Below are 23,952 nucleotides of genomic sequence, written 5' to 3' on the forward strand. Positions count from 1 at the left end.
CTAGAAAAAAATTTAAAAAAGACTAGATCCTGCGATCAAGTCGCAGGATGAGATTAATAGTTACTGGCTTTCCACTTTTAGCTAGAAATGACATACTATAGGCCAAGTTGCGGTATGACATAATAACATACAACAACTATAAATTCTTATTCTTTTTCTGCATTTTTTCTAGCAGACGGTGAGAGCATAATGCTTAGCTCTTTTAGAGCTTTATCCTCTACATAGCTTGGGGCGTTCATTAGTAAATCTTCAGCCTGCTGGTTTAAAGGAAACGCAATTATTTCCCTTATATTTGTCGCTTCCGCAAGCAGCATAACGATTCGGTCAATACCAGGGGCTATTCCACCATGTGGTGGAGCTCCAAACTTAAATGCTCTAATCATCCCTCCAAATCTCTTATCAACTTCCTCTTCACTATAACCTGCTATGGAAAATGCTTTATACATAATTTCCGGCTTATGGTTTCTAATAGCACCGCTGGACAATTCAATACCGTTACAAACAATATCATATTGGTATGCGGTAAGTTCTAATAACTCTTCAGTGGTTTTAGCTTGCTCTAAAGCATCTATTCCGCCCTGCGGCATAGAAAACGGATTATGGCTAAAATCAATTTTTCCTGTTTCTTCATTTAACTCATAGAATGGAAAATCGGTAATCCAGCAGAATTTAAAACAATCTTTTTCAAGTAAATCAAGCTCTTCACCAAGTCTTATTCTAACCTTACCGGCAAGTTTAGCAGCTTTCTCTTTCTTATCACTAGCGAAAAATACAGCATCACCGTTACTAATACTAGCTGTAGCTTTTAGACTCTCTAATTGCTGCGGGCTTAAGAATTTTACTACCGGTCCTTTTGCTTCACCGGTTTCACTAAATTGAATATAGCCAAGTCCAGCTGCTCCTTCTGATATCGCAAACTCTATCATTTTATCGAAGAAACTACGAGGCAGTGCAGCTGCCTTAGGTGCAGGAATTGCACGAACTATGCTACCTTTTTTAATATTCTCTCTGAAGATTGTAAAATCGGAATCTGTAAATATCTCAGTTACATCGGCAATTATAATAGGGTTACGCAAATCAGGCTTATCAGAGCCGTATTTTAGCATAGATTCATTATATGGAATACAAACGAAAGGAGTCTCTGATACTTTCTTATCCGTGAACTTAGTGAATAAATCATACATCACAGGCTCAATAGTACTAAATACGTCTTCCTGTGTAACAAACGACATTTCTACATCTAGCTGATAAAACTCGCCGGGTGATCTATCGGCTCTTGCATCTTCATCCCGAAAACAAGGAGCAATTTGGAAATAACGATCAAAGCCTGATACCATCAATAACTGCTTGAATTGCTGAGGTGCTTGCGGTAATGCATAGAACTTACCCGGATGCATTCTACTCGGTACTAAAAAATCCCTAGCCCCCTCAGGTGAGCTTGCTGTTAAAATCGGAGTTTGAAATTCAGTAAAACCGCTCGCCGTCATCAAATGACGAATATGAGAAATAATTTGTGAGCGGAGTATTATATTATTATGTAATTTCTCACGTCTAAGATCTAAAAAGCGATATTTAAGCCTAGACTCTTCGGGAGCATCTTTTTCGGTATTAATAACAAAAGGTAGAGTGTCCGCAGCTGACTCAACACTAAATTCCACAGCTAGCACTTCAACATGACCTGTCGGAAGCGCATTATTAATCGTGTCCTCTGATCTTGCTACAACTGTACCCCTTACCGTAATTACCGACTCATAACGCAAACGACTTGCATCCTCCATAAGCTGAGGGTTTTGATCGGTAAACACGATTTGAGTTATACCGTAATGATCACGTAAATCTATAAAAACTAGATTCCCGTGATCTCTTCTTCTATGTACCCAACCGGATAGTTTAACTTCTTTTTCTACATCGGATATTTGTAATTCGTTACAATTATGAGTTCTGTATTTATGCATTTTTATTTTTTTATTATACGATTTCCCCTATATTATATACATAAAATTGCAAATTTTCGCAAATAAAAACTAAAAATTTATCTTGATATTGCAGCAGCTTTTGGCTTTGATGGGCGTTGCTGATAATTTTGTTGTTGAGGTTTTACTTGATTTAACTCACCTTTAATCCATTCATATATTGCTTTCTTAGGATTTTTAATTATCTCTGCAACATTTTCGACTAGATTTATTATTCCTTTAACTAACGATAATACATCTTTTGCTATTTCACCTATAGAATTATTACCTGCTTGTAGTTTTTCTTGGTCTTGCTTAGACAAATTACTAAGTATCCTATTCATTCTTGATTTAAGCTCATCTTGTTCTGGCTCTTCTTTTGTAAAATGTGACTTAAGTTTTCTATCAACAATTTTTTGTTCTTCTGGAGTTAAATTTTTATATTGATCAACAAGCTTATTAACTTTTTCTTGTTCTTCCGGTAGTTTTGAAATATTTTCAGCAATATTTGGCATTTGTTTCTCTTATAAAGTTAAAACATATTAATTTTGCACATTATATATATATTTTAACTTTATACAAGAAAAACTTTAATAGAAATTAACCTTTGAACGCAGCCTTAATACCTAGAAAGTCTAAAAAATTTCGTAATTCTTGACGTGCAAGCACGTGTGAGCTATTAAATGCTCTATCATATTTTGCAGTTTTTAGATCAAGTAATGTTAAACCTTGTAAAAATAACTCCCTATATATTACACGTTCACTAAATCCTTCTGTGAGTTTAAAGTTAATTCTTGTAGCAAGTTTAGCTAATACATTTCCTACGCGTCTTTTATTTAATGCATCAAGATTACTTAAACGATTACGAAGTATTACCCAATCTATACTAATTCTATCACGACTAGCACGTTCCATTTTCTGCTCCCAAATCATTTGACTATATATTGATGGGCTAATAATTTCATCCTTGCTATCGACTTTTGCTATTACGTCTAAATCTAGAAAGCTATCATTAATCGGTGTAATAATTGTATCGGCGTAAGAATGAACAACCCGTGATAAAGGAGTATGACTGCCTGGGGTATCAATCACTATATAATCGACATCCTGATTATTTTTGAGTATCTGCTCAAAACTCTTTGCTTGCTCTTCTACTTCGCTTTCCGATATATGAAAATGTTTCGGTACTAATACAGGTTTATCAGGATTGTGTTTATTATATAAATCTCGATTTTTTAAATAATTCGTTAACGAACTTTGACGTGAATCGGTATCTATACTTACTACCGAATAATTTTGATAAAGCAGAGCGATTATTAGATGCATAGAACAGGTAGTTTTACCTGCTCCGCCTTTCTCATTACCTATAACAAACATATAAGGTTTATTTATTGTGTTCATAATTATATTCAGAATAAACGAATAGTAAATAAACGAAGTTTAATGTCATTCTTAGCTCAGTATTGCCCATGTGGATAGTTTTTTCCGTCATTGCGAGAAAATTACGTAAGTAATTGACGAAGCAATCTCAGGATATTTGACGAGATTGCCACGCAGCCTAAGGCTGCTCGCAATGACGACTCGGTATCCATGCAGGCAATACAACGCAAGAATAGCATTTAAGTATATTCTTTGATAAATTTCTCTAGTAATCTCACGCCGTATCCTACTGCCCCCTTAGGACCGAGTGCTGAAGCTTTATTACTATTTGCAACGCCTGCTATATCTAAATGAGCCCAATCTACTCCATCTTTAATGAAACGTTTAATGAAATGTGCAGCTATGCAGCTTCCGGCAGCTCTCGGTACGTTCCCGATATTTGCCATATCGGCTATGTCGGAGTTAATCATTGCATCGTACTCATCGTGCAGCGGCATTCTCCAAAGTTTTTCATTAACTTCTTCCCCTACTTTTATTAACTTATCAGCTAACTCATCATTATTGGAAAAACAACCAGCATATGTATTACCAAGTGCTACGGTTATTGCTCCTGTTAGAGTTGCAACGTCAATCACGCATTTAGGCTTAAATTTTTCTTGTGCATACCAAACAGCATCAGCAAGTACTAAACGCCCTTCTGCATCGGTATTTAAAACTTCAGCAGTTTGCCCTGACATGGTAGTTACTACATCCCCTGGACGCTGTGCATTACCGGACGGCATATTTTCGACAAGCCCTACAACACCGACTATATTTATAGGTAATTTTTGACCGGCAACCGCAATGATGGTACCCACAACTGCTGCAGAACCTCCCATATCGTATCGCATTAAGTGCATATCACTTGACGGTTTTAATGAAATACCGCCTGTATCAAAAATCACTCCTTTACCAACCAAAGCAATAGTCGGAGCATCTTTACTGCCGACTTTATATTCCATTACCACTAACTTTGACTCGTTTTGTGAACCTTGCCCCACACCAAGTAATGCTCCCATACCAAGGTTTTTCATCTCACGTTCACCGATAACATCAACATCTACCCCTAGCGGTTCAAGTATATCAACTATTCTTTCGGCATAAACTTGAGGAGTTTTAATATTTGACGGTTCATTACTTATATCTCTTGTAAAAAATACTGCTTCAGCAATTAATTTTTTGATTTCAAATAATTTTGCCGTTTCAGTGCTATTATCGGTAAAAATTTCAATTGACTCTACTGCGAACTTCTCTGCTTCTTTTAAGGTAGTTCTATATTTATCAAATCTGTAAGAAGCAAGAAATGCACCGCTAGCAACTAAAGATGCAAATGTTTGAGATGTAAACCTGCTAATTCTATTTGTAAGTTTTAAGCCGATAGTAGAAATTTTACAACCGGTTGCATGCTGTAAGATTTTGCCGCCTAACTCTTCAATTTTTGCTTCAGTTAATTTTTCTTCATTCCCAAGACCTGCTATTATCAAATATCTAACCTCGCCTGATTTAATGACGGACGGAATAACCTTGATCTGTCCATATTTACCGGTAAATTGCAGTTTATTCTGAATAGTTTTAGAAATTAATCCATGATGTTGTTGATCAAGTCCTATTAAATTACTATCAAGCCTTAACTGTTCATCAATAAAAACTACTAGACCTTGATTAGTAGATGATTCTTCATTCACAAAGTTTATGTTAAGCATACTTATTCCTTATATTACTTTTGACTTTGGATCATTCTATTTATCTTGATAAAACTTTGCAAGTATTATAATTGATTTAAAACAAACTCTTATTAAATAGCATTTGACAAATGTTAACGTTCTTTATAACCTTACTGACTAATTAGTCAAATTTAAGTAATAATATGCCAGTATATGACATCACTTCTCATTTAATTAAGCAGAAGTATAAAATGATTAAAGTATCATGTGAGTTAAACCAAGGTATGGGTAAGATTTATAGTCTCACACCTCATCCAATACGATATGCTTGCCTTAACTATTTAAAGTTATTATCTCTACCTATATCGCTAACATTTTATATAACAAAGCTTTGTTTTACGGCTAATCCGGCATGGAAATGGATCGGGGTTAATATTTTGTATGAGAAGATGGGTCAAGCAACAGCCAAAAAAATATTACACGGCTTACCTGACGAAGTAGGACCAGATCAAAATATACCTAAAATTGTCGAGTATGTATTTAGACAATATGAAGAAAATCCTACATTAACCCCTCTTATTAAACCTACATTTATACAAAAATTTTTAGCAAAGGCCGGTAAATATATTCCTGCTTTGTCTAAAACAGTAAAGTTTTGGAATGAAGGAGGAATTAACTATTCTGATGAAATACAAACAAAACGAGCATTAATTGACGTTATTTATAAACAAATTATTGCTAAAGCTTATGAAGTAGGTAAAAAAGGGGGAAAACTTGAAATAACGGATGTGACAGCACTTTTCCCTGAGATAAATTTTGAAGAAAAAGTCAATGCTGAATCAGAAAATCTTGAAATAGAGAAGGTAGAAGTAAGCAATGAAGAGTCTTTAATTTCTGAATTGCCTGTTAGACATCTTTCTAAACCAGCTTATGGAGAGGAATTTAAAAGAGATACGGAACGCAGCACCGCAGCGTACATAGACATACGTGAGGATGCGAGTACCGGATCGACGTCTAAATTACCTCTAGAAGCGAAGTTTGGAAAGATGTCTATTGATCAAAAACACGAAGAAGCTATGATTACTACTAATGCAAATAATGGTATTAACCCATTAGTAAACTTACTCATGTTAAAAGCTTTACATGATGAAATTCGTCAAGCAGTACTGAAAACTTATGTTGCACATTGTTTAGCAGAAATTCAGATATCTAAAAATCAAGAAACACTTGAAAAGTTCCAATATGAAGATTCTTTAGCAAGATTACAATTATACGGTAATTATAATTATGATAACAATAATACGTATATCTTTGAACAACCAGTATCTTATTTAGGTCAAACCTACGAGCATTTAACAACACCGATTGCTTGTTATTAAAGCGTCATTTCTGCAAGTGGGAAATAAGAAAAAGCCTATAAAAAACTTGGTTTTTTATAGGCTTTTTTTGTCAATAATGCGTAGTAAGGTTATTTTTCTGGATTCCCGCTTCTAGCTAGGAAGGCATTGTTGCGTGGATACCACCCCGTCATTGCAAGGAAATTACAAAGTAATTGACGAAGCCAACTCAGGAGTTTGTTATTATTTCATGAGATTGCCACGCCAGCATAAATGCTGGCTCGCAATGACGGGTTTTTTATAAACTATCCGGTACATACGAAGATTAACTTGGAAAAGAGCAAAGGGTCTGTAAGCCGAGGAGCGGAACGTATATTAAACGTTCAGTATCCTAGGACTTACAAAAAAGACGACACAGCCAATTTTTCAAGTTCTATCTTTAGTATATTTATACATTCTCTTCATCAAGCTTTACGGCTGCTTTACGCATTTTATCCATAAAGTAACCGGTTCCAGCAGGTACTAATCGTCCAACTATCACGTTTTCTTTTAGTCCTCGCAACTTATCTACTTTACCGGCAATAGCTGCTTCAGTTAAAACTCTAGTAGTCTCTTGGAATGATGCCGCAGAGATAAACGATCTAGTTTGCAGCGAAGCTTTAGTAATACCTTGTAATATTAATTGTGCTTCAGCAGGTTTTAAACCGTTTTTCATAGCTTTTTCATTTATCTCATCAAATTCATGTCTATCTATTTTTTCACCTGCTAATAATGTAGTTCCGCCTGAATCCGTAACCTCTACTTTTTGTAACATCTGACGGATAATAACTTCTATGTGCTTATCATCAATCTTTACACCTTGTAGACGATAAACGGCTTGAATCTCCTTAACAATATAATTTGCAAGAACCTCTACGCCCATTACTTTTAAAATATCTTGAAGTACCGGATTACCGTCAATCAATAAATCACCTTTTTTAACAAAGTCACCTTCGTTAACTACAACATGCTTGCCTTTTGGTACCATATACTCAATAGACATTGTTTCATCAATCGGATGTATAATAATACGTCTTTTAGATTTATAGTCTTTACCGAATTCTACTCTACCGTCAATTTCGGCAATAACTGCATGATCTTTAGGGCGTCTTGCTTCTACAAGCTCGGCAACTCTCGGTAAACCACCGGTAATATCTTTAGTAGTGGTTGATTCTTTCGGTATACGTGCAATGATATCACCTACCGATATTTGTACTCCGTCTTCTACGCTTAAAACTGCTCCAACCGGCAAGTAATATCTAGCTTCTAAACCGTTTGATAAGGTGATAACTTCACCTTTAGCATCTAAAAGCTGTATACGCGGGCGTAATTCTGCACCGCGTGAATATTGCTTTGATTCAATAATAACTTTACTCGGTATTCCGGTAGCTTCGTCAGTTACGTCACGAATAGAAATACCCTCAACCATATCTTTGAATAAAACTTTACCTGACTTCTCTGTGATAATCGGTATAGTATAAGGATCCCATTCTGCTAGTTTTTGAGTTTTAATCACCATATCACCGTCATCAACAAGTAATCTAGCACCGTATGGAATTTTATGACGAGCCTTTTCATTACCGTTATTATCAAGCAATAATAATTCACAATTTCGGCTCATAATAATTTTGCGTTCTTCGGAATTAATAACAACGTTACGACTTATAATTTTCACTTTTGTGTCATAGGAAGCGTCTACGGAAGAAACCTCAGCACCTTTTGTTGCCGCTCCTCCGATATGGAAAGTTCTCATTGTAAGCTGCGTACCCGGTTCACCGATAGATTGAGCAGCAATAACCCCGATTGCTTCACCCTCCGATACTAATGTACCGGTAGCAAGATCCCTACCGTAACATATGCTACATATACCGGTAGTACTTTCACAGGTTAATACGGATCTTATCATAATTCTGTCGAGTCCCGCCGACTCAACCTGCTCTAACTTTGCTTCATTAATAAGCTCACCTTTATTGAGAATTAGATCATTAGTTACCGGATGAAATATGTCAATAGCAGCAGTACGACCTAAAATCTTTTCAGCTAAAGGTACTATAACTTCTCCGCCTTCAATAACACTCTTAACTTCAATTCCTTTATCAGTTCCACAATCTTTTTCAGTAATAATACAATCTTGTGCAACATCTACTAATTTTCTTGTTAAGTAACCTGAACTTGCCGTTTTTAAAGCCGTATCTATTTGCCCTTTACGCATTCCGTTAGCAGAATTAAAACACTCAAATTCAGTTAATCCTTCCTTAAAGTTAGAGATAATAGGAGTTTGTATAATTTGACCGTTTGATTTGGTCATTAAACCTCGCATACCGCCTAGCTGCTTAATTTGCTGGAAAGAACCTCTTGCTCCGGAAATAGCCATCATATATATAGCATTTATTTTCTGATGATTTGGAGCATCATTAACCGGCGGCGTAGCAATCTCTTTCATCATGTCGTTTGCTACTCTATCGGTACATCTTGACCAAGCATCGACTACTTTATTATATTTCTCGCCGTAAGTAATTAAACCGTTTGAATATTGTTGTTCAAATTCTTTTATTTCAAGCTGAGTTCCGTTGATATGAGTACTCTTAGATTCCGGTACTACCATATCGTCCATTCCAAAAGAAATACCTGAAGAACAAGCATATTTAAAACCTAGTTTCATTAGTTGATCGGCAAAAATTACCGTAGCTTTTTGACCGCAGTGACGATAAACTAAATCTATAACTAATGATATGTCTTTTTTAGTTAGTTGTTTATTAATAAACTTGAATTCTATATTAGGGTTAGAAGGCAATAACTCACCGACCATTAACCTACCGTAAGTAGTATCAATGATAACAGGGACCATTTTACCTTCGGCATTTAACTGATTTCTGCGATATTTTATCTTTGTATGAATAGTTATAAATTTATTATATAAAGCATGTTCCATCTCAGCTAAATCTGAGAACATCATCCCTGCGCCTACTTCATTATCAAATGCAAGGGTTAGATAATATAAACCAAGCACTATATCTTTATCCGGTACAATGATAGGACGACCGTTTGCGGGGCTTAAGATATTATTTGTAGACATCATAAATACCCTAGCTTCAAGCTGTGCTTCAATCGATAACGGGATATGTACTGCCATCTGATCACCATCAAAATCCGCATTGAACGCAGCACACACAAGCGGATGAAGCTGGATCGCTTTACCTTCAATTAATAGCGGTTCAAATGCTTGAATACCAAGCCTATGTAACGTCGGAGCCCTATTAAGTAAAACCGGATGCTCTCTAATTACCTCTTCAAGCACATCCCACACTTCTGATTTTTCAGCTTCCACCATTCTTTTAGCGGCTTTAATAGTTGTAGCGATGCCGTACAACTCAAGCTTAGAATAAATAAACGGCTTAAATAACTCCAGAGCCATTTTTTTAGGTAAACCGCACTGGTGAAGTTTAAGCTCAGGTCCTACCACAATAACCGAACGTCCTGAATAATCAACCCTCTTACCTAGCAAGTTCTGACGGAAACGCCCCTGCTTACCTTTAAGCATATCACTTAATGACTTAAATGGACGCTTATTAGCATTTTTCGCTGCTCTACCGCGACGACCGTTATCAAATAACGCATCCACCGCTTCTTGTAACATTCTTTTTTCGTTTCTGACTATTATATCAGGAGCTTTTGACTCTATTAATTTCTTTAAACGATTATTTCTATTAATTACTCTTCTATAAAGTTCATTTAAGTCTGAAGTAGCAAATCTTCCACCGTCAAGCATAACAAGCGGTCTAATTTCAGGAGGAATAACCGGTAAAACATCCATAATCATCCATTCCGGCTTGTTTTCCGACTCTAAAAAATCCTCTACTAATTTTAAACGCTTTACTAATTTTTTCTTTTTGACTTCTGAAGAAGTGGTTTGTAATTCCTCGTATAATTCTTGCTTTAACTTTGAAAAATCAAGCTCTTTAAGCATTTGTTGTATTACTTCTGCACCTATAGAGGCAGTAAATGCATCTTCACCGTACTTATCTTTTGCTTTCTGTAATTCTTCCTCTGTTAAGAGTTCGCCTTTTTGTAAAATTGATAGCCCTGGGTCAACTACTACATAATTTTCAAAATAAAGAATCTTTTCTACATCTCGCATTGTTATATCAAGAAGTGTACTAATTCTTGAAGGTAGCGACTTTAAAAACCAAATATGAGCAACGGGAGCTGCAAGTTCAATATGCCCCATTCTTTCACGTCTTACTCTAGAAACCGTAACTTCAACGCCGCATTTCTCACACGTAATCCCACGGTTTTTCATCCGCTTATATTTACCGCAGAGACATTCGTAATCTTTTACCGGACCAAAAATTCTTGCACAAAATAAACCATCTTTCTCAGGTTTAAAAGTTCGATAGTTAATTGTTTCAGGTTTTGTTACTTCACCGAAAGACCACGAACGTACCTGATCGGGACTTGCTATATTAATCCTTATCTGATCAAATTGTTGAGTATTACTTAATTGTCCGTAAAAATTTACTACGCTCATAAATACTTTTCCTTAAAAATTACTCGTATATACTCAGTGAATTTCAAAAATTGGCGTTGTCGTTCTACAAGTTCTGCGGTGCTTAAAGTATACGCTCCGCTCCTCGCCTTGTGAACTCCTAGCTCTTTTTGAAATTGACCTTCGTCTACCAAGAGTTCTTATTGCACCCTATATGTCATTCCCGCAAAAGCGGGAATCCAGTAAAACAGATAAAAAACAAGTTTTTTATCTGTTTTACTGACCTGTCTTTCTTAACTTGAAGTTACTTCCAGCTTTACGTTAAGACATAAAGATCTAAATTCTTTTATCATAACATTAAATGATTCAGGAATGCCTGATTCAAAATTATTTTCACCGCGTACTATAGAATCATAAGTTTTGATCCTACCGTTTACGTCATCCGACTTAACCGTTAACATTTCCTGTAACGTATAAGCTGCACCGTAAGCTTGTAATGCCCAGCATTCCATTTCCCCGAAACGCTGTCCACCGAAATGAGACTTACCTCCAAGCGGTTGCTGCGTTACTAAGCTATAAGGTCCTATAGAACGGGAGTGAATTTTATTATCGACTAAATGATGCAATTTCAGCAAATATTTCTGTCCGACGGTTACTAGACGGTCAAAATATTCACCGGTTCTACCGTCAATTAATTTCACTTGTCCTGAAGGGTCTTGACCGGCAAGCTTTAGCATATCTTTAACGTCCTGAACTTTTGCTCCGTCAAATACAGGAGTTGCAAAATGTACGCCTTGACCTACTTTCTTACAAAAAGAGATAATCTCTTCTTCCGGTCTTTCAAGTATAGAATTAATATTTTCTCCATACAGTTCAATTAAGAATTTCTTAATCTGCTCAATACCTATATGTTTATTTTTATATTCCTTTACTAAGGTAGATATTTTTTTTGCTAAATTTATTGATGCCCACCCAAGATGCGTTTCTAAAATCTGTCCTATATTCATACGGGACGGAAGACCTAGAGGGTTAAGAACGATATCTACCACAGTTCCATCTTCTAAAAACGGCATATCTTCTTCAGGTACGATACGTGAAATAACACCTTTATTTCCGTGTCTTCCTGCCATTTTATCCCCGGGTTGTAATTTATGCTTAGTTGCAATAAATACTTTTACTACTTTTAAAGCTCCCTGAGGTAAATCATCACCACTTTGCAATTTCTCTACCTTAGTAGCAAATCTTTTATCAAGAGCCTCTTTTTGCTCATCATAATGAGTCTTTATCTGCTCTATTTCATTCATTACATTTGCATCTTCCACAGTAATCTGCCAAAATTGCCCTTTAGATAAGCCTTTTAGCATTTCAGTAGTAATAGTTTGTCCTACTTTTACTTGCTTAGGACCGTTAATAATCACCTGCCCTACTAAAAGCTTTTCAAGCCAACTAAACACAAAATGCTCAATAATTTCTAATTCATCGTCTCTGTCTTTTGCTAATTTTTCAATTTGTTGTTTTTCAATAGCAATAGCTCGCTGGTCTTTTTCTACACCTCTACGAGAAAATACCCTTACTTCTACTACAGTTCCGCTAACTCCGGAAGGTACATGCAGCGATGAATCTTTTACGTCAAAAGCTTTTTCCCCGAAAATAGCACGTAGTAGCTTCTCTTCAGGAGTAATAGGCGATTCACTTTTCGGTGTTACTTTTCCAACTAAAATATCACCGGCTTTTACTTCTGCACCTATATAAATTATTCCGACCTCATCAAGATGACGCAACGCTTCTTCACTTACATTCGGTATATCACGGGTAATTTCTTCAGGACCAAGGCGTGTATCTCTAGCTATTACTTCAAACTCTTCAATATGAATAGATGTAAATACATCCTCTTTTACTATACGTTCGGATATTAAAATGGAATCTTCAAAATTATAACCGTTCCACGGTAAGAAAGCTACAAGCACGTTTCTACCTAAAGCAATTTCACCGTTATCCGTACTAGGACCGTCAGCTATAATATCGTTTTTCTTAACGTAATGACCGACCTTAACTAAAGGCTTTTGATTTATACAAGTATTATGATTGGATTTTTGGAATTTTAGTAAGTTATAAATATCAACCGAAGGAGAACCATCCACTTTTTTTTCTAGAGTTCTAATCACGATTCTATTTGAATCTACCTGCTCAACAATACCGTCATGTAATGCAAGCACTGACGCTCCAGAATCTTTAGCTACTACCCCTTCAACTCCAGTACCTACAAAAGGTGCATCCGTTTTAATTAAAGGAACGGCTTGTCTTTGCATGTTTGAACCCATCAAAGCACGGTTAGCATCATCGTTTTCTAAGAAAGGTATAAGAGAAGCCGCAACCGATACTACCTGCATAGGAGTCACATCAATGAAGTCTACCTCATACGGTTCTACCATTACAAAATTACCGCCTTCAACACGGCAATTAATAAACTCTCCTTGCAGCTTTCCGTCTTTATTAACTTTAGAATTTGCTTGTCCGATTTTGTATTTACCTTCTTCAATAGCAGAAAGATATACCACTTCATCGGTTACACATCCATCTTTAACTCTTCTATACGGACTCTCTATAAAACCGTGTTTATTTATTCTAGCATAAGTAGCCATAGAGTTAATTAACCCAATATTCTGACCTTCAGGTGTTTCAATAGGACAAATACGACCGTAATGAGTCGGATGTACGTCACGCACCTCAAAACCTGCTCGATCTCGACTAAGACCTCCGGGACCGAGTGCCGACAGCCTTCTTTTATGAGTTATTTCCGATAATGGATTTGTTTGATCCATAAATTGGGATAATTGGGAGGTACTAAAAAATTCTTTTACTACTGAAACTAAAATTTTAGAATTTACTAAATCATGAGGCATTACGGTATCAACATCACCTGCCGACATCCTTTCAATTACATATTTTTCCATTCGGACTAAACCTATTCTAAATTGATTTTCTATCAATTCACCTACCGATCTAACCCTTCTATTACCTAAATGATCAATATCGTCTATGATACCTTTACCGTCTTTAAGCTCTACTAAAACTCTTACAATATTTTTAATATCATCAATTGTTAAAACCGTAACTTCTTCAGAAATATTCAGCCCTAACCTAGAATTCATTTTTATTCGCCCGACTTCTGAAAGATCATATCTTTCCGCATCAAAGAATAAATTATAAAACAGGCTTTCAGCTGCTTCGATATTAGCAGGTTCGCCTGGTCTTAGAACTCTGAAAATATCACATAATGCTGCCTCACGATCCTGATTTTTATCAGCAAATAAGGTGTTCCTTATATATGGACCGGATTGAGGATTGATCACTAATACGTTAACATTTTTAATTTTAAGATCATTAATAACATTTAGCATATCAGCAGTAATCATTTCACCGATTTTTGCTAATACTTCATCACTTGCAGGATCTCTTAAATCTTCGGATAGATATTTGCCGATTAAAGTTTCATGAGCTACTAAAATATTATTAAGCCCTTCCCCAAAATATTTTTTAGCCAAACGCGGAGTAATTTTTTGTCCTGCTTTCAGTAGAATATTTCCAGTATCTGCATCTACTAAATCACTTGTTAAACGATGAGCAGTAATATGCTGAGGTATAAATTTAACCGCCCAACCTTTATTTTTAACAAGCTTATAAGTTACTGAATTATAATAAAATTTTATAATTTCTTCAGTACTCATACCTATAGCTCTAAGCAAAGTAGTAGTATAAAGCTTTCTTTTTCTATCAATCCTGAAATAAATAACATCCTTAGCATCGAATTCTAAATCAAGCCAAGACCCTCTATATGGAATAACACGAGCAGAATATAAAAGCTTGCCGGAAGAGTGGACTTTTCCTTCATCATGATAAAAGAATACACCAGGTGAGCGATGCATTTGTGATACAACTACTCTTTCCGTACCGTTGATAATAAAAGTACCGTTTTTAGTCATTAATGGGATATCACCCATATATACTTCTTGCTCTTTAATCCCTTTAATTTCTCTAGTACCGGTATCCTCATCTATATCCCAAATACTTAATCTTAAAGTAACTTTAAGAGGAGCAGCATAACTTAAACTTCTTTGACTGCACTCTTCTACATCATATTTTGGAGTATCGAATTCATATTTTACAAATTCTAAATTAGCAATATTGGAGGAATCTGAAATAGGAAAAATTGAGTTTAATATAGATTGTAAACCTTTGTTTTTTCTTTCAGAATCTTTAATATTTAACTGTAGAAAGTTTTTCTCATATGAATTTTTTTGAATTTCAATCAAATTCGGTATATCTGCTACTAAATTTATGTGACCGAAATTTTTTCTTATTCTTCTATTATGTGACAAGGGTTGTGCTTCTATATTATCCCTTAATGAAACCATATAATCTCCTGACTGATAAAATTACTGCCCGTATTGCAGTGATTAGGTCCTATGCACCTTTAATAGAATAATGATAATTATGGCTCTTTTTAGCTGTAAATCATAAGATTTTTTTGAAAAAGTAATAAACTCTCCTCTCAAAAATCTTATTAATTTTCGCTTAAAAATATCTCCTAATTATCATCATTAATCAAAAGTGTTCAGAACCTAGGTGCTGTATATAAAATTTAAATTATTTATATTTTAAACAGTAAAGTTTTTATTGGAATAGATACCTATTTCAATAAAATGCTTATAATTTGCAGTAAAATAAAATATACTGTTTTAAATTTTTTTACATAGAACTTAAATTAAAGAAACCTAGTAAGTTTCTTATTTAGATCTTGTATAGGCTCTACGAACATTTCCAAAAAGATTGGATTTTGGTTATTTGTTTGTTGCAACAAATTATAATATTTTTTTAAAAAAGGTAGCTATTCCTTCAAAAATCTCATTAATTTTCATTAAAAATCAATTATAAATGTTCACAGAACCTAGAAAATTTCAATAATTTAAATTTCTAGACGTATGGTACGTTAACAAAATTATTATTTTAATCAATAAGATTTTTAATGTAATAGCTGTATCCTATTTCAAAAAAATAACTTAAATTAGCTTTAAATTAACTTCTTAAAATCCAAAAAGCCTTATTTTAGTAATTAAATTTGAATAAGGCTTTTTGGATTTTAAGAAGTTAATTTAAAGCTATAAAATATTTCATCTGTAATGCAAAAACATTAGATCCTGTAAAACAAATTAATCTATACTTAGTTGTTTTTGATTGAAAATCATAAGATTTTTCTTGGAATAAACACAACTGTTTCAACAAGAACCTTATTAATTTTTACTTAAAAATATCTACAATACGAATAATTCAACTTTTCTTTACAGAACCTAGTGCAGAAATAATTATTTTAATTCAACTTTTGCTCCGGCAGCTTCTAACTTACCTTTGATTTCGTCTGCTTCTGCTTTTTTCACATTGCTTTTAATCGGCTTTGGAGCTTCATCAACTAATTTCTTGGCTTCAATTAAACCAAGACCTGTGATATCTTTCACAACTTTAATTACTTCAACTTTCTTGTCACCGACAGCTGTTAAAACTACTTCAAACTCAGTTTTTTCAGCTACTGCTTCAGCCGCAGGAGCTGCAGCACCGGCAGCTGCTACAGCTACAGGAGCTGCTGCAGATACACCCCATTTTTCTTCTAGCATTTTCACAAGCTCAGCTGCTTGCATTAATGTTAATGATGATAATTGTTCTTCAATTTTAGCTAAATCTGCCATAATTTTTTCCTTTTTACTTTTTTTATATTGAGAGATTACTACACCAGGTATTTTAAAGTTAATTAAATTCTTTTTTGCTTCAAATTATAAGACTTTTTTAAAATAAGAATAATATTCTATAAAGAACCTTATTAATTTTCACTATAAAAGCTCTTTAATTATCAATTAAAATACCTGATGCAGTAACCTTTAAGTTAATTTTTACTAGCATGTGCTTGTATTACTCTCGCCATACTCAAAGACGGGGCTTGTAAAACACCTACAACCTTAGTAGCCGGTGCTTGTAATAACCCAACAATTTTACCCCTAAGCTCATTAAGTGCAGGTAGCTTAGAAAGTTCTTTTATTGAATGTTCATCTAATACGTGATTATCGACTATTCCACCGATAATCTTAAGATTATCATTAGCCTTAGCAAAATTAACTACTAATTTTGCCATCTCAACCGGTTCTTTAGAATAAACAATAGCAGTAGGACCCGCAAATAAATTAGCAATACTATCAAGTCCTGTTTGATTTGCAGCTATTCTTGCTAAAGTATTTTTAACTACTTTAAAACCTGCTTCTTTAGATTTAAGTGATTCTCTAAGCGAACTCACTTGACTAACGGTTAACCCGTGATAATGGGTAATAATTATAGAAGGCGATTCTTTATAAATATTTACAATATCCTCTACTACTACCGGTTTTTCTGATCTTAACACCTTTTAATTCTCCTTTTATAATACAGTTTAATATATTTAAACTGATACAAATACTTAAAATAACAAAATTTTTTATTATTACTATACTACCGTTAAACGGCTATAAAAATTATGCTATATTAGTTAAATCTATTTGTACCGATGCTCCCATAGTAGAAGATAAATACATTGCTTTTAAATAACTTCCTTTTAATCCGGCAGGTTTTGCTTTAATTATTGCCTCAATAAACGCATTTAAATTTTTTAATAAATCTTGGTCTGAAAAAGATAATTTTCCAAGCCCTGCATGAATTATACCTGCTTTCTCTGCTCTATATTCTACCTGACCGCTTTTAGCATTTTTAATAGCATTTTTAATATCTAAAGTTACGGTACCAAGTTTAGGGTTAGGCATTAAACCTTTTGGTCCTAAAATTCTTGCAACTGAACCTATAGCTGCCATCATATCGGGAGTAGCTATACATACATCAAAATTAATTTTCCCTGCTTTAATTTCATCAATAATATTTGTTGAACCTACTAAATCTGCTCCGGCACTTTTAGCTTCTTCTTCTCTTTCTTCTTTACAAATAACGGCAACTCTTACGGCTTTGCCTGTACCGGCAGGTAAATTAACTACACCACGTACCATTTGATCGGAATACCTAGGATCAATTCCAAGCTTCATAACTATTTCTAAGGTTGGGTCAAATTTAACATATGATGCTGATTTTAATCGTTCAACTGCATTTGTTAAATTATATAAAGTATCTGATTTTACTTTTTCTCTAGCTTCTCTTATTTTTTTACCGCCGCTAATTTTTACAGCAATATCTTTCTTATTTGACATAATAATTAATTCCCTACTACTTCAAGTCCCATAGATGCAGCACTACCACAAATAATTTTTGTTGCTGCTTCAATATTTTTTGTATTTAAATCAGGCATTTTTAACTTTGCAATTTCACGACAATCATCCATAGTAACTTTACCTACTACGGCTTCTTTTTTAGTAGCACTAGAACCTTTAGTAATTTTAGCATACTTCTTTAAAAAGTAAGAAGCAGGAGGAGTTTTTATTTTAAAAGAAAAACTACTATCTTCATAAACGGTAATTACGGTTGGCAGAGGTATTCCTTTTTCCATACCTTGCGTAGCATCATTAAAATCTTTACAAAATGCTGCAATATTAACTTTTCTTTGTCCTAGGGCTGGTCCTATAGGAGGTGCAGGAGTGGCTCCGGCAGCCGGAATTATCAAGTTAATATAACCTTTTATTGCTTTCTGAGACATTTATAAATATCCTTATTTTTCTCTTAAATTAATATTACTTTGTAACAATTGCATGGATCTTGTTTCCCATCATTGCAAGGAAAAGCTGTAAGTTTTGACAACACAAGGAAGAAAAAAAATTCTGTAAATCAGAGGTTTTTTATCATTTCTTCTAGATTGCCACGCAGCCTACGGCTGCTTGCAATGACGACGCATTATCCCGCAACAATGACATCCTGAACATTCGTACAATACAGCTTAAGTAATTAATAAACCGTATTTAGTCCAACTTTTAATCATTTTTCTTTACTTGATTAAAATTTAGTTCTATTGGAGTTGCTTTACCAAATATTGCAACTGAAACTTTTAACCTATTTTTTTCTTGATCTATTTCTTCTACTGTACCCATGAAAGTTTCAAAAGGACCGTCTGTAACAGTCACTATTTCACCAACTTCATACAATTTAGAATTCTTTGCTTCTTTAGCTTCTGCTTCCAAATTATTAAAAATATTTTGTATTTCACTTTCTGTAAGAGCTTTTGGTGTGGTTTTGCTTCCTAAAAAGCCGGTTACTCCAGATATATTTTTTACTAAATGCCAAGATTTATCAGTCATATTCATCTTTATCAAGATATAACTCGGCATTAGTTTTTTTTCTACCTTGACATTTTTACCGCGTTTAACTTCAGAAACTCCAAAAACAGGTATTAATATATCTGCAAAAAAATCTGTCATTTTCTGTTTAGCGATTTTTCTAAGCATATCTTCTTTAATGCGTTTCTCTGCTCCTGATACCGTATGTACTACATACCACTGCTTTACATTTTTTTCAGAAGGCAATATATTAGCTATACTCTGTTCTATCACAATTTATTCCTTATACTATTTGCCGATATTAAGCAAAAGCTGCATCATGTTATGTATACTATAATCAAGTACCAAACAAATTAGGCTAAAAATAAAAACTGCTACTACCACTACTAATGTTGAAGCAACAAGCTCTTTTCTAGTTGGCCAAACTACCTTATAAGTTTCTTGTTTAACTTGTTCAAAAAACTTATAAATTTTATATTCTTTAAACATATTTTTGTTAGGTAATTTATTAGACTTCTTACAAAATTCTACTTCTAGAGGCAATTGAGACGATGATCCAACACTGGAATTCTCACATACTAGTATGTACGCTGCGATTCGAGGTGAAGTATCTCTTTCAAATTTCTCTCTATAAGCAAATTTTGTAAAAATTCTATATTTTATAGCAAAAAAGCTCTAAACCTATAATGGCAGGAGCGACAGGTATCGAACCCGCAACCTCCGGTTTTGGAGACCGGCGCTCTACCAATTGAGCTACACTCCTATCATATTTTTAATAAAAAATCAATAAAATTTATTAAAAATATTTGTTATTATTAAAAAATTACTATAATAAACAGTACTTCTAATTTATAAGCTGCCACGGCAAAACAACATTTATTGCTGTAAGACGTGACATCTCACCCCTAAATTATTTTTTAGCTTTAATAATATTAGCTACTTGACTCGGCACTTGATCATAATGAGAGAATATCATACTAAACTGAGCTCTACCTTGAGATAAAGACCTAAGCGTATTAACATAACCAAACATTTCCGCTAAAGGAACATTCGCAGTAACTACTTGAGCATTCCCTCTTGGATCCATGCTTTGAATTTGTCCTCTACGACTATTTAAATCGCCTATAATATCACCCATATATTCATCAGGAGTGATAACTTCAACTTGCATAATCGGCTCAAGTAATTTAGGATTACCTTTCGGCATCCCTTCTCTAAATGCTGCCTTTGCAGCAATTTCAAACGCAAGTACACTAGAATCTACATCATGAAACGCACCGTCAACTAAAGTTGCTTTAAAATCAATCATAGGATAACCGGCAATAACACCGGTTTCTCTAATATTATTTAATCCTTTTTCAACACCTGGTATATATTCTTTAGGCACGGCACCGCCGATGATTTTACTTTCAAAGACAAAAATTTTATTTTTATCTTCATCTTTTAGATCTTTTACCTCTTTTAGAGGCTCAAAAATAATTTTTACACGAGCAAATTGTCCTGCACCGCCGGATTGTTTCTTATGGGTATAATCAATTTCACAAGCTTTTGTTATAGTTTCACGATATGCTACTTGAGGAGCTCCAATATTTGCTTCGACCTTAAACTCTCTTCTCATACGATCAATGATAATTTCTAAATGGAGTTCTCCCATTCCTTTTATCACTGTTTGTCCTGTTTCATGATCAGTTGACACTCTAAATGATGGATCTTCAGCTGCTAAACGAGCAAGTGCGAGGCCCATTTTTTCTTGATCGGCTGTTGATTTAGGTTCTACCGCAAGCTCAATTACCGGCTCTGGGAATTCCATTCTTTCTAAGATTACTTGCTGATCAATATCGGATAACGTATCACCGGTGGTAGTATCTTTAAGACCTGCTAAAGCTACTATATCACCTGCTGATGCTTCTTTTACGTCTTCACGATTATTAGCATGCATTAATAGCATTCTACCGATTTTTTCTCTTTTATTCTTTACGGTATTAATAACAGTTGTTCCTGAAGTAATTTTACCTGAATATATTCTAACAAAAGTTAATGAACCGACAAACGGGTCATTCATAATTTTAAATGCTAAAGCTGCAAAAGGCTCAGTTACCGAAATAGGGAAATCTTTTTCTTCACCGGTACTTACTTCCATACCTTTTACTATACCTATATCAATAGGCGAAGGTAGGAAATCTACTACGGCATCAAGTAAAGGCTGTACCCCTTTATTTTTAAAAGCACTACCGCATAAAACCGGATAAAATGCTGCTGAAATAGTACCTTTTCTGATTAATCTTTTAATCTCTTCTGCTGTTACTTCTTCACCTGATAAATATTTTTCCATAACATGATCATCTAACTCAACAACCATATCAAGTAATTTAGCACGATATTCTTCAGCTTTATCTTTCATATCGGCAGGTATATCTTCTTCAAAATACTCAGCTCCAAGTGCTTCATCTTTCCAAATCACTGCTTTCATTTTAACAAGATCAATTATACCTTTAAAATTTTCTTCAATCCCTACAGGCAACTGAATAACAAGCGGTTTTGCTCCTAAACGATCTTTGAGCATTTCAACGCATCTATAAAAATCTGCTCCCATTCTGTCCATTTTATTGACAAAACACATTCTAGGAACATTATATTTATCTGCTTGCCTCCAAACCGTTTCTGACTGCGGTTCAACACCTGCTACACCGTCAAATACTGCAACCGCACCGTCAAGAACACGAAGCGAACGCTCTACTTCGATAGTAAAGTCAACGTGTCCAGGAGTATCGATAATATTAATTATTTTATCTTGCCATCTACAAGTAGTAGCAGCTGAGGTAATGGTTATACCGCGTTCTTGTTCTTGTTCCATCCAATCCATGGTAGCGCCGCCCTCATGAACTTCACCTATTTTATGCGATTTACCGGTATAATATAAAATACGTTCGGTAGTTGTAGTTTTACCGGCATCAATGTGAGCACATATACCGATATTACGAATATGCTCAAGTTTATTTATTTTACTCATTATACCCTACCTTATTTCATTTTTTTAGGGCTAAAATGAGAGAAAGCTTTATTAGCTTCGGCCATTTTATGAGTATCTTCTTTCTTCTTAATGGCAACGCCTCTATTATTAGAAGCTTCAAACAGCTCTTCGGCAAGTTTATCAATCATCATTTTTTCAGAACGTTTTGACGCAGCATTAATAATCCAACGGCTAGCAAGGGCATATCCTCTTCTTTCATCAACATGCGTCGGAACTTGATAATTAGCTCCTCCAACCCTAACCGAAGTTACTTCTAAATGCGGCTTCACGTTATGCATAGCATTATTAAAGGTTTGATACGGATTAACTCTATGCTTCTTTTCAATTTTATTAAAGGCTGAATAAACAATTTTCTCTGCAAGGGCTTTCTTCCCTTCTTTCATAACATTATTGATAAATCTTGACAGTAAAATACTGTTATATTTCATATCAGGTAAAATTACTCGCTTTTCCGCGGCATGACGACGTGACATTTTATTTTTTCTCTCTAACTAATAATTTATTTTTTTGTAACTGCAACTTGTTTACGAGGAGCACCGTAACGTGATCGACCTTGCTTACGTCCTTTAACTCCGGCAATATCATAAGCACCGAGTACGATATGATATTTCACCCCCGGAAGATCAGGAACCTGACCGCCTCTTACTAACACCCTATCATGTTCCTTTACACTATGCTTTTCACCAGGAATATATGCATTTACGGTTCTTTTATTACTTAAACGCACCGTTGCAATCTTACGAAGTGCAGAGTTAGGCTTTTTAGGGGTAACGGTTTTTACAACTAGGCAAACACCGCTTTTAAAAGGATTAGATTCTAAGGCAGGAGATTTGGTCTTACGAGTTTTTGACTTTCTCCCAAAACGTACTAATTGATTATATGTCGGCATTAAAAAAATACTCCAAAAAAACTTATGTATATGATAATTAAAGGGTGGAAAATACTTCCACCCTTTATTTTCAATCATTTCTAAATACAAATTATAAGAATTTGTAAATTATACTAAGCTTAAATTATAATTACTTTTTCTATAAAAGCAAGTATGTTTTAATTAACAATCATTTTTTTCTCAATTATTTTTGCTGTAAAGCTGATTAACATCACTAAAATATAGTAACAGCACGCAGCAATAAGCATTGGCAAAAAATAATTATATGTTTCAATTGATACAATTTGTGCTCTACGCATTAAATCCATTTCTCCAAGCATAGAAATAATGGCTGATTCTTTAATCAAATTTACAAGCTCATTTACTAATGACGGAAAAATATTTTTAACTGCTTGCGGCAGAATTATATCTTTCGTTATTAAAAACTTTGGAATAGCAAGAGCTTCAGCCGCTTCAAACTGCCCTTTATCAACTGCATTAATCCCTGCCCTGATTACTTCGGAAACATATGCTCCCGAATTAAGAGAAAAAGAAATAGCTCCCGCCATAAACACACTAAATTTAATGCCTATGATATAAGGTGAAGCAAAATAAATAATACTTAATTGAATTAATAAAGGCGTTCCTCTGAAAATAGAAGTATAGAAATTTGCAAAAAGCCTTAAAGCACGATTTTTATTTACCTTACAAATAGCGAGCAGCATCCCTATTACTAAACCGAATATAACGGCAATAATGCTATATTTTAAAGTTACCAAAGTTCCCTCTACAATAAAAAAGATTTTTGGATAGAATTTTATTAAATACTCAAACATATTTTATATATATTTTTTTCTTGTCATAC

17 protein-coding genes and 1 tRNA gene are annotated in these 23,952 nt (G+C 34.4%); 1 reads left to right on the forward strand and 17 read right to left on the reverse strand.

Annotated features, from left to right (window positions below; genetic code table 11):
* Positions 1-146: 146 nt before the first annotated feature.
* The 4 genes from aspS to O6R16_RS01280 form a co-directional block, all read right to left on the reverse strand.
* Entirely contained in the window at positions 147-1,955 is a 1,809-nt protein-coding gene (gene aspS / locus O6R16_RS01265) for an aspartate--tRNA ligase (RefSeq protein ID WP_499679671.1), read from the reverse strand.
* 77 nt (positions 1,956-2,032) lie between these two features.
* The gene (locus O6R16_RS01270; protein WP_499679672.1) at positions 2,033-2,467 is read right to left on the reverse strand and encodes a DUF3106 domain-containing protein; all 435 of its coding nucleotides are present in this window, start codon (positions 2,465-2,467) and stop codon (positions 2,033-2,035) included.
* Positions 2,468-2,552: 85 nt separating this feature from the next.
* Entirely contained in the window at positions 2,553-3,353 is an 801-nt protein-coding gene (locus tag O6R16_RS01275) for a division plane positioning ATPase MipZ (protein ID WP_499679673.1), read from the reverse strand.
* 218 nt (positions 3,354-3,571) lie between these two features.
* Positions 3,572-5,074, reverse strand: a complete 1,503-nt coding sequence (locus O6R16_RS01280) for a leucyl aminopeptidase (protein ID WP_499679674.1) — start codon at positions 5,072-5,074, stop codon at positions 3,572-3,574.
* 164 nt (positions 5,075-5,238) lie between these two features.
* On the opposite strand from O6R16_RS01280, the gene O6R16_RS01285 reads away from it, so the two are divergent.
* Complete coding sequence (locus tag O6R16_RS01285; RefSeq protein ID WP_499679675.1) at positions 5,239-6,414, forward strand: palindromic element RPE1 domain-containing protein; 1,176 nt, start codon at positions 5,239-5,241, stop codon at positions 6,412-6,414.
* Between the two features lie 406 nt (positions 6,415-6,820).
* Here the strand turns inward: O6R16_RS01285 and rpoC are convergent, their stop codons facing one another.
* From rpoC to O6R16_RS01350, 13 genes are all read right to left on the reverse strand, one after another.
* Positions 6,821-10,939 carry a DNA-directed RNA polymerase subunit beta' gene (rpoC, locus tag O6R16_RS01290; protein ID WP_499679676.1) on the reverse strand — a complete coding sequence of 1,373 codons (4,119 nt, stop codon included), beginning with the start codon at positions 10,937-10,939 and terminating at the stop codon, positions 6,821-6,823.
* 251 nt (positions 10,940-11,190) lie between these two features.
* Positions 11,191-15,312 (reverse strand): DNA-directed RNA polymerase subunit beta, encoded by a 4,122-nt coding sequence (gene rpoB, locus O6R16_RS01295; RefSeq protein WP_499679677.1) that lies wholly within the window; start codon positions 15,310-15,312, stop codon positions 11,191-11,193.
* A gap of 948 nt (positions 15,313-16,260) precedes the next feature.
* On the reverse strand, positions 16,261-16,638 hold the full coding sequence (gene rplL, locus O6R16_RS01300) for a 50S ribosomal protein L7/L12 (protein WP_499679678.1): 378 nt from the start codon (positions 16,636-16,638) through the stop codon (positions 16,261-16,263).
* A gap of 194 nt (positions 16,639-16,832) precedes the next feature.
* Entirely contained in the window at positions 16,833-17,342 is a 510-nt protein-coding gene (gene rplJ / locus O6R16_RS01305) for a 50S ribosomal protein L10 (protein ID WP_499679679.1), read from the reverse strand.
* 109 nt (positions 17,343-17,451) lie between these two features.
* Positions 17,452-18,171: a 50S ribosomal protein L1 gene (gene rplA / locus O6R16_RS01310; RefSeq protein ID WP_499679680.1), complete on the reverse strand. Its 720-nt coding sequence runs from the start codon at positions 18,169-18,171 to the stop codon at positions 17,452-17,454.
* Between the two features lie 5 nt (positions 18,172-18,176).
* Complete coding sequence (gene rplK, locus O6R16_RS01315) at positions 18,177-18,614, reverse strand: 50S ribosomal protein L11 (RefSeq protein ID WP_004996639.1); 438 nt, start codon at positions 18,612-18,614, stop codon at positions 18,177-18,179.
* A 271-nt stretch (positions 18,615-18,885) separates the two neighbouring features.
* Complete coding sequence (nusG, locus tag O6R16_RS01320; protein WP_499679681.1) at positions 18,886-19,461, reverse strand: transcription termination/antitermination protein NusG; 576 nt, start codon at positions 19,459-19,461, stop codon at positions 18,886-18,888.
* A gap of 15 nt (positions 19,462-19,476) precedes the next feature.
* On the reverse strand, positions 19,477-19,677 hold the full coding sequence (gene secE, locus O6R16_RS01325; protein ID WP_499679693.1) for a preprotein translocase subunit SecE: 201 nt from the start codon (positions 19,675-19,677) through the stop codon (positions 19,477-19,479).
* A gap of 198 nt (positions 19,678-19,875) precedes the next feature.
* Positions 19,876-19,951 (reverse strand) — tRNA-Trp (locus O6R16_RS01330).
* 147 nt (positions 19,952-20,098) lie between these two features.
* Complete coding sequence (gene fusA / locus O6R16_RS01335) at positions 20,099-22,198, reverse strand: elongation factor G (protein WP_499679682.1); 2,100 nt, start codon at positions 22,196-22,198, stop codon at positions 20,099-20,101.
* 11 nt (positions 22,199-22,209) lie between these two features.
* A complete protein-coding gene (gene rpsG, locus O6R16_RS01340; RefSeq protein WP_499679683.1) occupies positions 22,210-22,692 on the reverse strand; it encodes a 30S ribosomal protein S7 in 483 nt (160 codons plus the stop codon).
* A gap of 26 nt (positions 22,693-22,718) precedes the next feature.
* On the reverse strand, positions 22,719-23,108 hold the full coding sequence (gene rpsL / locus O6R16_RS01345; protein WP_004996647.1) for a 30S ribosomal protein S12: 390 nt from the start codon (positions 23,106-23,108) through the stop codon (positions 22,719-22,721).
* A 158-nt stretch (positions 23,109-23,266) separates the two neighbouring features.
* Positions 23,267-23,923: an amino acid ABC transporter permease gene (locus O6R16_RS01350; protein WP_499679684.1), complete on the reverse strand. Its 657-nt coding sequence runs from the start codon at positions 23,921-23,923 to the stop codon at positions 23,267-23,269.
* Between the last annotated feature and the right edge of the window lie 29 nt (positions 23,924-23,952).

It is taken from the genome of Candidatus Rickettsia tasmaniensis (assembly GCF_036857515.1).
In the GTDB taxonomy this organism is placed as follows: Bacteria; Pseudomonadota; Alphaproteobacteria; order Rickettsiales; family Rickettsiaceae; genus Rickettsia; species Rickettsia rickettsii.